At 50.4% G+C, this 16,518-nt stretch carries 14 protein-coding genes; all 14 read left to right on the forward strand.

Features of this window, described 5'->3' with window-relative positions:
• Positions 1-3 precede the first annotated feature (3 nt).
• The 14 genes from ACLTOQ_RS04175 (at position 4) to asnB (ending at position 16,085) form a co-directional block, all read left to right on the forward strand.
• Positions 4-645, forward strand: a complete 642-nt coding sequence (locus ACLTOQ_RS04175) for a sugar transferase (RefSeq protein ID WP_118495803.1) — start codon at positions 4-6, stop codon at positions 643-645.
• Positions 646-683: 38 nt separating this feature from the next.
• Entirely contained in the window at positions 684-1,643 is a 960-nt protein-coding gene (locus ACLTOQ_RS04180) for an ATP-grasp domain-containing protein (RefSeq protein WP_118762610.1), read from the forward strand.
• 28 nt (positions 1,644-1,671) lie between these two features.
• Positions 1,672-2,796, forward strand: coding sequence for a glycosyltransferase family 4 protein (locus tag ACLTOQ_RS04185; RefSeq protein ID WP_308727658.1), 1,125 nt, complete (start codon positions 1,672-1,674; stop codon positions 2,794-2,796).
• Positions 2,797-2,842: 46 nt separating this feature from the next.
• On the forward strand, positions 2,843-4,159 hold the full coding sequence (locus ACLTOQ_RS04190; RefSeq protein ID WP_118762647.1) for a nucleotide sugar dehydrogenase: 1,317 nt from the start codon (positions 2,843-2,845) through the stop codon (positions 4,157-4,159).
• Positions 4,160-4,171: 12 nt separating this feature from the next.
• Positions 4,172-5,527 (forward strand): hypothetical protein, encoded by a 1,356-nt coding sequence (locus ACLTOQ_RS04195; RefSeq protein WP_118762608.1) that lies wholly within the window; start codon positions 4,172-4,174, stop codon positions 5,525-5,527.
• A 294-nt stretch (positions 5,528-5,821) separates the two neighbouring features.
• Complete coding sequence (locus ACLTOQ_RS04200) at positions 5,822-6,877, forward strand: SGNH/GDSL hydrolase family protein (protein WP_308727660.1); 1,056 nt, start codon at positions 5,822-5,824, stop codon at positions 6,875-6,877.
• 159 nt (positions 6,878-7,036) lie between these two features.
• A complete protein-coding gene (locus ACLTOQ_RS04205; RefSeq protein WP_118762606.1) occupies positions 7,037-8,011 on the forward strand; it encodes an SDR family oxidoreductase in 975 nt (324 codons plus the stop codon).
• Between the two features lie 126 nt (positions 8,012-8,137).
• On the forward strand, positions 8,138-9,058 hold the full coding sequence (locus ACLTOQ_RS04210; protein ID WP_412318813.1) for a methionyl-tRNA formyltransferase: 921 nt from the start codon (positions 8,138-8,140) through the stop codon (positions 9,056-9,058).
• A 29-nt stretch (positions 9,059-9,087) separates the two neighbouring features.
• Complete coding sequence (locus ACLTOQ_RS04215; RefSeq protein ID WP_118762604.1) at positions 9,088-9,843, forward strand: DUF2334 domain-containing protein; 756 nt, start codon at positions 9,088-9,090, stop codon at positions 9,841-9,843.
• Positions 9,844-9,899: 56 nt separating this feature from the next.
• Complete coding sequence (locus tag ACLTOQ_RS04220; protein WP_118762603.1) at positions 9,900-11,036, forward strand: glycosyltransferase family 1 protein; 1,137 nt, start codon at positions 9,900-9,902, stop codon at positions 11,034-11,036.
• Positions 11,024-12,196 (forward strand): glycosyltransferase, encoded by a 1,173-nt coding sequence (locus ACLTOQ_RS04225; RefSeq protein ID WP_412318815.1) that lies wholly within the window; start codon positions 11,024-11,026, stop codon positions 12,194-12,196. Before ACLTOQ_RS04220 ends, ACLTOQ_RS04225 begins: the two co-directional genes overlap by 13 nt.
• 80 nt (positions 12,197-12,276) lie before the next feature.
• On the forward strand, positions 12,277-13,383 hold the full coding sequence (locus ACLTOQ_RS04230; RefSeq protein WP_118762646.1) for a glycosyltransferase: 1,107 nt from the start codon (positions 12,277-12,279) through the stop codon (positions 13,381-13,383).
• 26 nt (positions 13,384-13,409) lie between these two features.
• The gene (locus tag ACLTOQ_RS04235) at positions 13,410-14,183 is read left to right on the forward strand and encodes a hypothetical protein (protein WP_021914988.1); all 774 of its coding nucleotides are present in this window, start codon (positions 13,410-13,412) and stop codon (positions 14,181-14,183) included.
• Between the two features lie 6 nt (positions 14,184-14,189).
• Positions 14,190-16,085, forward strand: a complete 1,896-nt coding sequence (gene asnB / locus ACLTOQ_RS04240; RefSeq protein ID WP_118762600.1) for an asparagine synthase (glutamine-hydrolyzing) — start codon at positions 14,190-14,192, stop codon at positions 16,083-16,085.
• Positions 16,086-16,518 lie beyond the last annotated feature (433 nt).

Genomic DNA, 16,518 nt, shown 5'->3' on the forward strand with positions numbered 1-16,518 from the left:
AATATGTATGCAAAGTATATGAAACGGCTGCTGGATATCCTGCTGTCGCTGACGATCCTCATAGTGCTGAGCCCACTTCTTCTGGTGCTGTGTATTCTGGTGCGCAGCAAGCTGGGCAGTCCGATTTTCTTTCAGCAGGAGCGCCCGGGACTGCATGAGAAAATTTTCACAATGTATAAATTCCGCACGATGACGGACAAACGCGACGCAGAGGGAAATCTTCTGCCGGATAAGGACAGGCTTACCAAATTCGGAAAGCTTCTGCGGGCAACGAGTCTGGACGAGCTGCCGGAGTTTTTCAACATTTTAAAAGGGGACATGAGCTTTATCGGTCCGCGTCCGCTCCTGGTTTCGTATCTGCCGTATTATACGGAAACAGAGGCTCTGCGCCATACAGTGCGTCCCGGCCTGACAGGTCTTGCACAGGTGTCGGGACGAAATTTTCTGGACTGGGACAGACGGCTTGCGAAGGACGTGGAGTATGTAAAGGGACTTTCCTTCCAAATGGATTTGAAGGTTTTATTTTTGACCGTCAAGGTAGTCTTCGACCGCTCGGACGTCGCAGAGGATACCAGCCAGGCGGAGGGCAATTTTGCCAGGATCAGGCAGGAGCGGCTTGACAGAACCGGAAGGCTGGAGGCCTGAAGAAGACAGAGCATAATCTGCTCGGAAAGAGGATTCGTATGATCAATATCCTGATTTTAAGCGCCGGCACGAGAGACAAGGTCGTGCAGTATTTTAAAGAAGCCCTTGCCGGAAAAGGAAAGGTAATCGCAACGGACTGCAGCCCCTACGCACCCGCCATTTATGAAGCGGACGAATATGTGCTGGTGCCCAGGATCACAGAGCCCGGTTATCTGGACAAAATTCTTGAGATCTGCCGGGAAAAACAGATCACGGGCGTACTTTCCCTGATCGACCCGGAGCTGTCTCTTCTTGCAGACAATAAGGAGCGTTTTCTGGAGGTCGGAACCGTGCCCATCGTGCCGGACGCAAAGCAGGTGGATATCTGCTTCCATAAATATGCGATGTATGAAGCCTGCAAAGCACTTGGCTTTGCGACGGGACGCTGCTTTCTGGATCGGAAGGAATTCTATCATGCGGTGGAAAACGGCGAGCTGACCTATCCGGTTTTTGTCAAGCCGGAAAGCGGAAGCGCGAGTCTGGACATTCATATGGCTCAGGATCAGGAGACAGTGGAATTTCTCTGTAGCCGTGAGGACGGACTGATGATTCAGGAGTTCATGAACGGACAGGAATACGGTGCAGACGTCTACATCGACATGCTCAGCGGCGAAGTGGTTTCTATTTTCGTTAAGAAAAAGTTGAAAATGCGTGCAGGAGAAACCGATAAGGCGGAATCCTTCCAGGAGGAAAAGCTGTTCGCCCTGATTACAGATTTTGTAAAGAAAATGGGCTTTCGCGGTATTATCGATATCGATCTGTTTGAAATCGACGGAAAATGGTACATTTCCGAGGTTAATCCGAGATTTGGCGGTGGTTATCCCCATGCATGGGCCTGCGGCGTGCGCGTGCCGGAAATGATAGTCAGAAATCTGGAAGGACAGACAAATGTTCCGGAAATCGGAAATTATCCGGTTGGGAAGATCATGATGAAATACAATGAGATTATGGTTCGCTGACAAAAAGCTGCAGCAGAAACGAGGAAGGATGAAACAAAGCGTACTGGTGCTTGGAAACAGCGATTCCGGGCTGTATGATTTCCGAAAAGAAGTGCTGATGGCGCTGATGCAGGAGGGCTATGAGGTCCATGTGTCGGTGCCGGATACCGGGTATTTGGAAAAAATCAAAAAACTGGGCTGTATCTGTCATGAGACGGTGATGGAGCGCCGCGGTATGAATCCGTTGAAGGACGGAAAGCTGCTTTTGTTTTACAGAAAGCTGTTAAAGACCATCCATCCGGCGGCGGTGCTGACCTATACGATTAAACCGAATATTTATGGCGGTGTGGCGTGTCGGCTTGCAAAGGTACCTTATCTGGTCAACATTACAGGCCTTGGAACGACACTGGAGCATGATGGACCGTTACAGAAGCTGATCGTTTTACTGTATCGGACAGGAATGTCCGGCGCGGGCTGCGTCTTTTTCCAGAATGAGCAGAATCTGGCGTTCATGCGGCAGAAGGGCTGTCTGAAAAAAAGGACGAAAACCCGGGTGATCTCCGGCTCCGGTGTCAACCTGGAGGAGCATCCGCCGATGCCCTATCCGAAGGAAGATACCGTTCGCTTTGTATCGGTTATGCGAATCATGAAGGATAAGGGAATCGAGGAGCTGCTGGAAGCGGCAAGACGGATCCATGAAAAGCACCCGGAAACGGTGTTCGAGCTGCTGGGCGCCTACGAGGAAGAAACGCAGGCGCGCTATGAGCCGATGATTGAGGACTTGCAATCCAAAGGGATTATGCGTTATTATGGTTACCGGGACGATATGCCGGAGTTTTACCGGCATTGTCAGGCGGTAATCCATCCGTCCTATCACGAGGGCATGTCGAATGTCCTGCAGGAGGCGGCAGCGACCGCAAGACCAGTGATTGCCAGCGATATAAACGGCTGCCGGGAGATTTTTGAAAACGGTGTTTCGGGGCTTGCATTTTTACCCAAGAATGCAGACAGCCTGACAGAGACCATCGAGAGATTCCTTTTGCTGGCTCCGGAGGAACGGGCCGAAATGGGACGTCAGGCGAGAGCCTATGTGGAGGCGCATTTTGACCGCAGACAGGTCGTAACAGCGTATCTCGAAACGCTGGGGAGCCTGATTGGGGCAACCAGATGTTAAAAAAGAAAAACCATATAGAAAAGCGCAGGAAAGCGAGGATATGAAAATGGATTTATATGAAAAGATTTTGGCAGGCGAGGAAAAACTGTCGCTGGTAGGTCTTGGTTATGTGGGTATGCCGATCGCAGTCGCATTCGCCAGAAAGATCAAGGTAATCGGCTACGACTTAAACGCAGAAAAGATCAAACTGTATCAGTCCGGCATTGATCCGACCAACGAGGTTGGGGATGATGTGATCCGCCAGACGGAAGTGGAGTTCACTGCAGATGAGACAAAGCTGCGGGAAGCAAAATTCCATATCGTAGCAGTTCCTACTCCTGTAAACGATGACCATACGCCGGATCTGACCCCGGTAGAGGGCGCAAGCCGGATTCTGGGACGGAACCTGACAAAGGGCAGCGTTGTCGTATTCGAGTCTACCGTATATCCGGGCGTAACCGAAGAGGTATGTGTGCCGATTCTGGAAAAGGAATCCGGACTGGTATGCGGTAAGGATTTCAAGATCGGTTATTCTCCTGAACGGATCAACCCTGGCGACAAGGTACACCGTCTGGAAACCATCACAAAGATCGTTTCCGGTATGGATGAGGAAACGCTGGATACTGTTGCAAAGGTTTATGAGCTGGTTGTAGAAGCCGGTGTATACCGTGCAGAATCCATTCAGGTCGCAGAGGCTGCAAAGGTAATCGAGAACAGCCAGAGGGATATCAATATTGCGTTCATGAATGAACTTTCTATTATCTTTAACAAGATGGGCATCGACACGCAGAGCGTATTAAAGGCAGCAGGAACCAAATGGAATTTCCTGAAATTTTATCCCGGTCTGGTGGGCGGACACTGCATCGGTGTCGATCCGTATTATCTGACCTACCGCGCAGAGCAGATGGGCTATCATTCCCAGATCATTCTGTCCGGCCGCCGCATCAACGACGACATGGGCAAATATGTCGCAGAAAACATTGTGAAAAACCTGATTCGCGCAGATATCGCGGTAAAGCATGCGAAGGTTGCAATCCTTGGCTTTACCTTCAAGGAGAACTGCCCGGATACCAGAAATACAAAGGTTATCGATATTGTAAAAGAGCTGCGTGAGTACGGCATCGAGCCGGTGCTGGTGGATCAGACCGCAGACCGCGCAGAGGCGAAGCGTCTCTATGGAGTAGAGCTGCAGGATATGAGTGCTGTAAAAGATGTGGACGCGCTGGTTATTGCCGTATGCCATAAGGAATTTGAGGGATTGGATCAGGCAGCGATTGAAAACTTCTTTAATCCGACAAACGGCAAAAAAGTACTTGTAGATGTCAAGGGCATCTTAAATCGCAAGGAATGGACACGTGATGACTGCCTGTACTGGAGATTATAATCAGAGGTGTAAATGATCCGAAAATGGAAAAAATTCCCGTTTCCCTGGCTGCTTCCGGTGCTGTTTTTTGCAGCACTGTGGCTGCTTGGAACAACGGGGATCTATAATGACAGCAACCAGTATATTGCGATGCACATTCACCGGGAGCCGCTGTACTCTTTCTTTTTGTGGATTTTCCGCAGCCTGTTTGGGGAGACAAAGTATCTTGATATTGTGAGATTTCTGCAGAACGGACTGGCGGCGTTTTCCGTGATCTGGCTGGCGGAGAGCCTGAAAAAACGATTTGCATTCGGGCAGTGGATGGAAGCGCTGGTGTGCCTGATCTTACTGGCGCCCCACATTATCACGCCGGTATTTTCTGCGAGCGGACTGGTTTTGTCGAACGGCGTCATCAGCGAAGCGCTGGGACTGCCGCTGTTTTATCTGTTTACGGCGCAGTGCATGAAGATGGTGTATACAAGACAGAGGGGAGCAGCTTTATCCTCCCTGCTGTTATCCTTATTTTTGTCTCTGGTACGCGGACAGATGATGTTCACGATCCTGCTCTGGCTGGTGTTTGCAGGGGCCGTCGTGATCGTAGAAAAAAAGAAGCTGGCGAAACGCCTGTTGATTTGTGTCGTGTGCACTGCGCTGGCGTTTGGTACAAGGACGCTTCTCGTAAAAAGCTACAACCTTGTTTTTAACGGATATTTTATCAATAATACGTTTGGAAGCGTCGGACTGCTCGCAAACATTCTGTATGCGGCGGACGAAGAGGATGCCGAAAGGATTGTCGATCGGGACGCAAGAGTTATGTTTGAGCTTTCCTATCGACTTGCAAAAGAACAGGGTGCGACGTATCAGGATGCGCCGGAGGGCTTTTTCAACCGGGCAGCACATCTGGAAAAATGGCATGACGCGATCAAGTTTGAAATGATCGAAGAGCCCTGGAGACAGCTGCATGACAGGGAGGGCTTTATAGACTACATTCCTGAAAATGTGGAATCCGACCGGATTGCGGCAACCATCGTGAAATCCTTACTTCCGGCAGTTCTGGGCAGATGGCTGTATGACTATCTGGCGCTCGCCTGCTACGGACTGATCCGGTCCATCGCAGTCGTACACCCGCTGCTAAACTGGTATGCGCTGACGGCGTACCTCGCCTATATCGTGCTGGCTGCCCTTGCATGGAGGAAAAATCACAATTCCAACGCGGTCTGGCTGGCGGCATTTTCCCTGCTGGCTGTGTTAGCAAACGTATTTGCTACCTCCATGATCATCATGTGCCTTTCCCGCTATGTGATCTATGGATTGCCGCTGTTTTATGTCAGCGGACTGATGCTTTTGTACGAACTGGCGGGTGGAAAAACCGCGCATCGACTGCCGTAAGTTCACCCGCGCCATTCGCAATACAATAGAATGTACGCTTCGCTAACATTCTATTGTCGCAAATCGCAGCTGCGCTGCTTTCCGCTGCTGCGCAGCTCACTTTTGCTCATATCACGGCGCTCCCTCTGCAGCTTTCCGCAAGCAGATTTTCATGCGAGCATGAAATCTGCTCACAGAAAACCGCAGGTGAACTTAAACATTGATTAAGATTCTATGAAGTCCGTTGCAGATTGGCTGCAAAGGGGATATACTGAAGCTGTCTTAATGGAAACAGGCATGAGGAGGAACGAATGTATGAAACGGTTATCAAAAGTATCATGCGGTCTGCTTCTGACAGCATCCCTGCTGATTGGAGCAATGCTTTCAGGATGCGGACAGACGACAGATTATACAGCAGAGATCAAGGAATATCAGAACAAGCTGGAATCCCTTGCGGCGGAGAATGAAGAATTAAAGGCTCAGCTGGGCATTACCGAGACCCAGAGCACAGAAGAGACCCAGACTGCTGCAGAGACAGAAAATCAGTCTCAGGAGATGGTGTCTGAAAACCAGACGGATCAGACCGGAGCCCAGCAGGCAGAGAATACAGATAATTCCGGGGACGAAATGAAGATCCTGGTGCTTGGAGACAGCATCTGGGGCAATTATCGGGATGATACCGGCGTGTCTGCACGTCTTACAGCATGTCTTGCTCAAAAAGGGAAAAATGCGACGGTCTATAACGGTGCCATCGGCGGCACCCGCGCAACCATCAGCCCGGACGATAATGAATACCAGTTTGGTCCTGCCAGTGACTGCTCCCTGGGAAAGATGATCTCTATTCTCCGTGGAAATACGGATGTAGAGATGCTGCAGGGCAAGGCTGCCTATGACGACATCAAAGCTGTGATGAATGTCAAGGATCAGATCGATGTGGTAATTTTGTCCTATGGTATGAATGACTTCTTGGCACAGGCTCCGATCAACAACTCGGACAGACCCTGGACGGGCTTTGGAACGGCGTTAAGCGAGGGCGTAAAGGGAGTTCGTTCTGTTTTCCCCCAGGCACAGATTTTGATCACATCTCCCAACTATGCGTCCTATTTTCCGATCCCGGTTAAAAATATGGGAGAAAAGGCACTCTACAATTATGCGAGCATTGCCTGTGACGTTGCAGTCGGTCAGGGAACGCTGTGCGTGGATACTTACGACAATCTCGGAGTGGATGCCTATAATGCAGATGAATATCTGGAAGACGGCATTCATTTAAATGAAAAAGGAAGAAGCCTGTATGCGAAAACCATTGCATCCTGCCTGCTCTACGGAACAGCGGGTCAGATTTCGGGCAACAATATCGCTTCCTTCAACTGATTGGATCGGATATCAGGGGCAGAAGGACAAAAATACTTCCGGATCATGGCGCAATCCGCGGATCGTTTATCCGAAATAATAGAATGCACGCTCTGCGAGCATTCTATTGTCATGAATAAAATACAGTGCCGCGGCTGCGGCAGAAATGAGAGGAAATCCATGGGATATAAGGATTTGAAATTTGACAAGGACAGTGTATTTCTGGTAACAGGCGGCGCCGGTTTTATCGGTTCCAACCTGTGCGAGGCGATCTTGAACCTCGGTTATAAGGTAAGATGTCTGGACGACCTTTCCACAGGCAATCCGAAGCATGTGGAGATGTTTGAAGGTAATCCGAACTATACCTTTATCAAAGGCGACATCAAAGATCTGGATACCTGTATGAAAGCCTGCGAGGGTGTGGATTATGTGCTGAATCAGGCGGCATGGGGCAGCGTTCCCAGAAGCATCGAAATGCCGATTTTCTATGCGCAGAATAACATCGTCGGCACGCTGAACATGATGGAAGCAGCGAGACAGAACGGCGTAAAGAAATTTGTGTACGCGTCCAGCTCTTCCGTATACGGCGATCATCCCGGACTTCCCAAAAAAGAGGGCATTGAAGGCCATGTTCTTTCCCCTTACGCGCTGACCAAGAAGACAGACGAGGAATTCGGTCGTCTTTATAAGACGCTGTACGGTCTGGATACTTACGGCATGCGCTATTTCAACGTATTTGGACGCCGTCAGAACCCGGAAGGCATGTATGCCGCTGTTATTCCGAAGTTTTTAAAGCTGCTGTTAAAGGATGAAGCGCCGACCATCAACGGAGACGGCCGTCAGTCCAGAGACTTTACTTATATCGACAATGTAATCGAAGCGAACTTAAAAGCCTGCCTGGCTCCGAGCGAAGCAGCAGGAGAAGCGTTCAACATCGGTTCCGGCGGCAGAGTATATCTGATCGATTTATATTATGAACTCTGCGAAGCCCTAGGCAAAAAGATTGAGCCGGTCTTTGGTCCTGCCAGAAAGGGAGATATCCGGGATTCCAACGCGGACATCAGCAAAGCAAGAGAGCTGCTTGACTACGATCCGGATTATGATTTTGAAAAGGGAATCCGCCTTGCCATTGACTGGTATAAAGAAAATCTGTAAAATAAAAGAACGAAAAGCCGTCCAATTGGTTTGGACGGCTTTTTAACGAATAGGCTTGCCTATTCGTTAAAAAGCCACCATACGACGCGCACTGCAGGCAAGGATTGCGCAAAACAGGAGGGGAATATGCATTATCGAGTTGTTATATTCGGTGTAAAAGATACAACTGCGGAGATCGTCCGCTTTGTTCAGGAAAAGCTTTGTCCGGTGGATCTGGTTGTGACGATTCATCCCGATGTGCTTTCGGGCAATCAGGTGTCCGGCTATGAGGGACTTTCCTGGTTGGAGGACAAGTACGGGATTCCGGTTTACGAAACACATTCTTACGGTTTAAAGGATGAGGAGACGACGAAATTTTTCGCGGAAAATACCTTCGAGCTGGGGATTTCCATGGGCTGGCAGAGATTGCTTCCCGGCTTCATGCTTTCCAGATTTTCGGAGGGTGTATTCGGTTTCCACGGGAACTGTGCATATCTGCCCTTTGGGCGGGGACGCTCGCCGCTTAACTGGTCGATCATTCTCGGAGATACGCGTTTTAATCTGAACCTGTTCCAGTACGATGAAAAAGCGGACAGCCCGAATGTTTTTGCAAGCGAGATGTGCGCCATCACTCCTCATGATACCGTGCGTACGATGCAGTATAAAAACATGCTGGTCAGCAAGCGCCTGATCGCTAAGCTGATCGCGGCACATCAGGCGGGAACCGTCAGCGTACACCGGGAGTCCAGAGATTTCGACAGCTGGTACAATAAGCGGACGGCGGCGGACGGAAAGCTGGATTTCCATGATCGTACCCGGAATCTGTATAACCTGATCCGGGGCGTGACAAGACCGTTCCCGGGAGCATTTTGCTTCTGCAACGGCGAAAAGATCACGGTATGGAGCGCACATCCCTTTGATGAGATGTTGGACTTCTCGATGTATGCACCAGGGGAGATCATCGACATTTTTGACAAAAAGCTGATCGTACGGACGCTGGATGGCTCTCTTTTAGTCGAAGACTATGAGTCGGAAATAGAGCTGGAGCCGGGAATGATCCTGGAATAAAGCCATGCAGCAGCGAAAAGGAAAAGAATATGAAAATCGCATTTCGAATGGATGATATTACACCGGATATGGACTGGAAAAGCTTTGAAGCCTTTGAACAGCTGTTTGAACGCTATGGATGTTATCCGCTGTTAGGCATTGTACCGGACAATCTTGATCCGAAGCTGTCGGTGGATCCGGCACGGGAAGCGTTCTGGAAAAAAATGCAGGAGCTGCAGGAAAAAGGCTGGACCCTTTCCATGCACGGCTGCCATCATGTGTATACAACAAAAAGAGGCGGGAGCTTTCCGTTGAATGCCCAGTCGGAGTTTGCGGGGAAAAGCTATGAGGAGCAGTACCGGCTTCTGGAAAGCGGACAGAAAAAGCTCTTGGATCGCGGCATCGAGACGAAGCTGTTCATGGCGCCGGGCCATACCTTTGACAAAATGACACTGCGTGCCCTCAAAGCACTCGGGTTTACCCATGTGACGGACGGGTTTGGAGATTTGCCGTATGTGCGCAGTGGGATGACTTTTTTACCGATTGCCTTTTTGCGGAAATACGCATTTTCTGATCGGGAGGGAATGACGACGATCGTCATTCATGCCAACCATTCCACGGTAGCGGAGCTGAAAGCCTACGAAGAGATGCTTGACGCAAACAGGGAAAACATTGTGCCGTATTCCGATTTTTTTAAGCTGGAAGCAAAGCCACAGTGCATGCCAGCGCGTATCCGGGAATATGTGCTGGCGTTCGGAAAAGGGCTTGCCGCGCGGCTTGGCCGCTTAAAGAACCAACACGCATAAGCGGATGGAAAGGCGTCGGCGTGCAAATTAGAAAAAGAAAAAGGAACCAGAAGCGTATGAAAGAACCGATTCGGGTATTACAGGTGCTGGGAACAACGGGACTCGGCGGGGCAGAAAGCCGGGTTATGGATTTATACCGAAATATCGACCGTGAGAGGGTACAGTTTGATTTTGCAGTGCACACCTCAAAAAAAGGATATTTTGACGAAGAGATTGAAGCACTTGGCGGACACATTTACCGGCTGCCGCGGTTTCGGGTCTATAACTGGATTCCGTATCGGGCGGCATGGCGCAGTTTTTTTAAAGAGCATTCCGAGTATGCCTGCGTGCACGGGCATATGACGAGTACTGCGTCGATTTATCTGCCGGAAGCGAAGCGTGGGAAAATCGCCCTGACGGCAGCCCATGCCAGAAGCGCGGGTACAGAAGGCGGCGTCAAAGGGATGATGACGAAGCGGATGCGTAAAAATCTCTGGAAAAAAACGGACGTCTGCCTGGCGTGCTCCAAGCTTGCCGGAAAAGCAGTTTTCGGAGAAAAGGCGTGGGCACAGGGGGTTGTCCATGTGGTGCCGAATGCGATCGAAGTGGATAAGTTTTCCTATAACGGTCAGATGCGTGCACAGATGCGGCAAAAACTGGAGTTGGGCAATTGTCTGACAGTCGGGCATGTGGGGCGTTTTAATGAGATGAAAAACCACCTGTTTTTGCTGGAGGTTTTTGCACAGATCAAAAAGAGCCGTCCGGATGCGCAGCTGATTTTGCTCGGCGAGGGCGGATGCATGGAACCTGCAAAGCAGAAGGCGGCAGAGCTTGGAATTACAGAAAGCGTTCAGTTCCTCGGAAATCAGGGAAATCCGCAGGATTATTATCAGGCGATGGATCTGTTTATTTTCCCGTCTCTGTATGAGGGATTGCCCGGAACGGTGCTGGAAGCACAGGCTGCAGGGCTCCCGTGCCTGATGTCGGATACGATTACACAGGAGGTTGCCCTGACAGAGCTGGTGGAGTCCAAAAGCCTAAAGGATTCTGCAGAGAGCTGGGCACAGGCGGCCCTTGCGCTTTTGGAACGGCAGAAAGAGCGGTTTGACCGCATGCCGGAAATCCGCAAAGCCGGATTTGACGCAAAGGAACAGGCAAAAGAGATGGAAGCTTTTTATCGTACCGGGAAAGGAGACGGCTTATGGAACAGGTAAAACCAAGGCTCCTTCTGGTTGTACCCATGCTGCATCAGGGTGGCTTCGAGCGGGTCTGCGTGCGGACAGCGCGGATTCTGAGGAATGATTTTGAAGTGACGATCGCCATGTTTTCGGATGCGGATATCGCATATGATATAAACGGACTTTCTGTTGTAAACCTGGATGTTCCGGCACAGGACGGGAAGCTGAAAAAAATGGTCAATGTCGTAAAAAGAACGGTAAAGCTTCGGAAGCTAAAGAAAAAGCTGCGTCCTGATCTGATCTACAGCTTTGGCCCGACAGCGAACCTGATTAACGTCCTGACACCGGTGCGGGGGCAGATCTGGACGGGAATCCGCAGCTATATGGATATGGACAACCCATCGAAGTTAAAGCTGTTTGCAAAGCGCTCCGATCAGGTGATCTGCTGTTCGGAGGTGATTGCCCATACGTTAAAGGAAAAACTTGGAATCGAAAATACAGAGGTATTGTACAATCCTTACGATGGCAGTCAGATCGCAGAAAATGCAGCAAAAAAACCTGTGGACATGCCCGATTTTACCGGAAAAAAGGTGATCGTCAGCATGGGGCGTGAGGATGACTGCAAGGAATTCTGGCATCTGATCAAATGCCTGTATCTGATCCGGGAAAAAGTGCCGGAGGCGATGCTGTGTATCATCGGGGACGGTTCTTTTTCAGAATATAAAGAACTGGCAGAAAAGCTGGGAATTGCTGACCGGGTCTGCTTTGCGGGACTTCAGAAGAATCCATTTCCATGGCTGTCAGCGGGCAGTCTTTATGTTGGAACCTCCAGCATGGAGGGCTTTCCAAATGCGTTGGTTGAGGCGATGAGCTGCAGGCTCCCTGCCGTTTTTTCCAACTGTATGAGCGGTCCCGCAGAGATTCTGTCCGACCGGTTTGAGGACGTCGTTGGAAAACAGGAAGTGCTCCGGGAACGTTACGGGATTCTGATTCCGGTGATGGACGATCAGAAAAATCTGGATCCAAACGAAATTACAGAGGAAGAAAAACAACTGGCGGCTCTTCTGGAAGAGCTGCTGACAGAGGAAGCGAAGCTGCAGGAGCTTTCCAGATGTGCAAAGGAGCGCGCAGATCAGTTTGACGACAGGGCATACCGGGACAAAATCCTGCAGATTGCAGGGCTTTCCAAAATGTGATACACTACGGGGGCACTGACAAAATGAGAATCCTGCAGAGCAGGATTCTGTTTCATGAGAAAAACAGGAGAAACATTCCGATGCAGAAAATTGCATTTCATTTAAACAGCCTGCAGCAGGGCGGGGCTGAGCGCGTGGTGAGTAATCTGGCGAACCGTTTTGCAAAGGAGGGCTATGAGGTTGTCATTGCGACAGAATGGTACGGAACGGACGAATTTGCACTGGATCAGAAAGTCCGCAGAGTTCATGTCGGACTGACGAAAGAAGACGAAGACCGCAGCAGGATCAGCAAGATGCTGCGCCGTATCTGGTATCTGCGCCGTTTTATGAAAAAAGAAAAGCCGGACGTCGTCGTTGCCTTTACCCGGGGCGTATTGTACCGTGCGCTGGCGGCAGGAATCGGGACGGGTATCCCGGTCGTGATTTCCGTGCGTACCGATCCGGTGGGACACTATGATAAAAAAGCGGACAAGCTTCGGATCCCGCTTCTGTTTCCTCATGCGGCGGGCTGCGTGTTCCAGACAGAGGGCGCAAAAGCCTTTTTTGCACCGTATTTACAGGAAAATTCCAGAATTATTTTAAATCCGCTGAATCCGAAATACGTTGGTGTTCCGGAGCCGGCTGTACGGACAAAGAATGTTGTTCAGTCCGGCCGTCTGGTAGACTTTAAGAATCAACCGATGCTGATCAGGGCTTTTTTGAAGGTTCATGAAAAGCATCCGGATTATACACTCAAAATTTACGGACCGGATTCCAAGGACGGTACAAAGGAGATTCTGGAATCCATTATTCATGAAAATCATGCGGAGGATTTTGTAAAGCTGATGGGCGGCAGCAATACGCTGGAAAAGGATCTGGCAGACGCTGCGCTGTACGCTTTTTCCTCTGACTGGGAAGGACTGCCCAATGCGCTGATGGAAGCGATGGCACTGGGACTTCCGGTGGTTTCTACAGACTGTCCCTGCGGCGGTCCAAAAACCCTGATCGAAGATGGGGTAAATGGTCTGCTTGTACCGATCATGGATGAAAAGGCGATGACAGACGGCATCCTGCGCCTCATTGAGGACAGAGAGCTTGCAGAGCGGCTCGGCAGAGAGGCGCGCAAGATCAGTGAAAGAGCCAACGAGGATGCGGTATTTGAGCAGTGGCAGACGTATCTGCAGGAATGCTGCAAAAAGAACAGATAAGACTGCAGACAATGGAGGTAAGGACAATGTTTTCCTACGAAGATTATAAAGAAATTATCAGAATCATTCAGTCTACCGGTAATCAGGCAGGGTACGAAGAGGCACTTACGGCAGATAAATTTGTCATCATGCGCCATGATGTGGAGTACAGCGTGGATCGTGCCTATGCACTGGCAAAGGTGGAGAGCAGCATGGATTTTACGTCGACCTTCTTTTTCCAGTGGACGAACAATTCCTATAATATTTTATCCAGACGCAATCAGGATCTGATCAAGGACATGCATGAACGCGGCCATGTGATCGGACTGCACTATGCGTTAAACGGTCTGACCGACATGCAGGAGGTTCGCCATCAGATCAAAAAGGAAATGGATATCCTTTCTGAAATGTTCGGTTTTCCGATCACACAGTTTTCTGTACACCGTCCGTCTCCGGATGTGCTGCGCGAAAACATCAAGCTGCCGGGAATCCTGAATGCATACCAGGACGAGTTTTTCACCTTTGCAGAAAAAGTGACCGATCAGACGCCCCTGAAGGTAAAATATATGTCCGACGCCAACCATATCTGGCGCTACGGCTATCCTGATGAAGCAAATATCACCGGCTATGACAAGGTGCAGATTCTGACCCATCCCTTTGCATGGAGCAAGAAGGGCTACGATAACCGGGACAACTATGCGGTGCTGATCCAGGAAAAATATAACGAAATGATCGACAGCATCAACAACGAGTGCAAGGATTTCTGCGAATTTAAGGATGAATTTCTGGAGGCATCTCTGATTCCCGAAAGGAACAGGTAAAGCATTATGTGCGGAATCAGTGGATTTATCAGCAAAAGGCGGATTACGCTGGAAGATCTGACCGCGATGAACGATACGATGTACCACCGCGGGCCAAACGACTCCGGAGTGGAAATTTATGATGGGGCAGGCGGATATGCGGTTGGCTTTGCACAGCGTCGGCTTTCCATCATGGATCTTTCCCCACTGGGACATCAGCCGATGCACGCGGCGGATAAACGGGTCAGCGTCGTTTTTAACGGAGAAATCTACAACTTCCAGGAGCTGAAAAAAGAGTTTTCCGGGTATCCGTTTTGCTCCCAGTGTGATACGGAGGTCATTCTGGCTGCCTATGAAAAATGGGGCATCGACTGCGTTTCCCGCTTTAACGGAATGTTTGCGATCGCCCTGTATGACCGGGATGCGCAGGAGGTATATCTTGTGCGGGACCGCATCGGCAAGAAGCCTCTCTATTACTGGGAGGACGGGGAAAATCTGGTCTTTGCCTCAGAGTTAAAGCCGATCCTGGCGTGCCCGGGCTTTGATCGGAAGCTGAATCCGGATATTTTACCGGTCTTTTTGTACCAGCAGTATATTCCGGAGCCGGATACGATATTTGAACAGGTAAAAAAGCTGTGCCCGGGAACCATTCTCCGTTTTCGCCTGCAGCCTGACAATGGGCAGAAGCGGAGGGAGTGCTTTTCCTATTGGAGTATCAAAGAAAGCTACCAAAAAGGAATCGCGGATCCGGTCACGGATTTTTCTCAGGCAAAGGCAGAGCTAAAGGCAATTTTACAGAAATCCGTGAAGAGCCGGATGGAGGCGGACGTCCCGCTGGGTACTTTTTTAAGCGGCGGCTACGATTCCTCCCTGATGACAGCCATGGCACAGGAGGCAAGCGAGGCTCCGGTCAAAACCTTTTCCATTGGCTTTGAAGAAAAGCAGTACGACGAATCCGGCTATGCATCGGCGGTAGCAAAGCATCTTGGCACACAGCATACAGAAGAAATCATCCGTGAAAAACAGATGCTGGAGCTGGTGGAGAGCATTCCGCAGTATTTCGATGAACCCATGGCAGATTCTTCGGAAATCCCGACGATGCTCGTATCGGCGCTCGCCAGAAAACAGGTGACGGTCGCGCTCTCCGGCGATGGCGGCGATGAATTTTTCTGCGGCTACCAGATGTACCAAAAACTCGGACAGGCGCAGAAGCTGGACGCAGCGGGCGCTTTGATTTACGGTATTTCCCAACTGCCCGGACTCAAGCAGGCAAATCTGCTGGGACGTTTACCATTTTCTGTAAGGACAATTGCACAAAACCGGGATAAACGCTATAAAACGCAGTTGTGTTCGGATAAATATTTAGCCTGTGTGAAAAGCCTGACTGGAACAGATCAGGTGCGCTTTGACCGTGAGCTGGATTATCATGTGAAAAACTGGCAGATCCGCCGGATGCTCCTGGACATGGACACCTACCTGCCGGGGGACATTCTCTGCAAGGTGGATCGCGCTTCCATGAAATATTCACTGGAAGCCAGATGCCCGATCCTGGATCAGAGGGTGATGGAATACTCCTTCCGGCTACCCCATTCCTTTAAGGATCACAACGGCTGCCAGAAATACATTTTAAAAGAGATCGCTTACGACTATATTCCGCGGGAATTACTGGATCGTAAAAAGACAGGATTTTCTGTCCCGCTGGACAAATGGCTGAGAGGACCCCTCAAGAATAAACTGACCGACTACGCATCACCGGCTTTCCTGAAACAACAGGGGCTGTTCGACGCGGACGCAGCCTCAAAGCTGATTGCAGACTGGCTTGGTGCCGGGGACGGCGGAGCCTACACCGGAAGCAACTACTCCCGGATCATCTGGGCGTTCTTTATCTTCCAGCAATGGGCAGAACGCTATTTGCAGGCGTGAGTCTGCCGCCCGGCAGCAACAGCGCCGTCCCAGCCCGCCCGGCAGCAACAGTGCCGTCCGCAGGACGTCATGCGAAGCCAATGCCTGCAGGACGCGCTCTCGCTCAGTAAAAACGAAGCGGTGCATAATGCTGCAAAAGACGCAGCATAAACACCGTCGTTTTTAAATGGTCCTGCACGGCATATGGCTTTGCACTCCGCCCAACGGGCGTCACTGTACCTGCCGGGCTGAGATGTTGACTGCCGAAAAGTAGGTCTATGCTATACCGGCGGGACAGAGCCAACCGGCATAGAGGAAAACATCCGAAACGCCGAGCATCCGCCCAACGGGCGATCGCGAGGCATTCACAAACCAAACGGTTTGAAAGAAACTACGCATTTGCCAAAAGGAAGCTTTATCCCTGCTCCCCAAACGCGCCTTACGGCGCATTCGG

The organism is Gallintestinimicrobium sp. (assembly GCF_046968865.1).
Classification (GTDB): domain Bacteria; phylum Bacillota; class Clostridia; order Lachnospirales; family Lachnospiraceae; genus Gallintestinimicrobium; species Gallintestinimicrobium propionicum.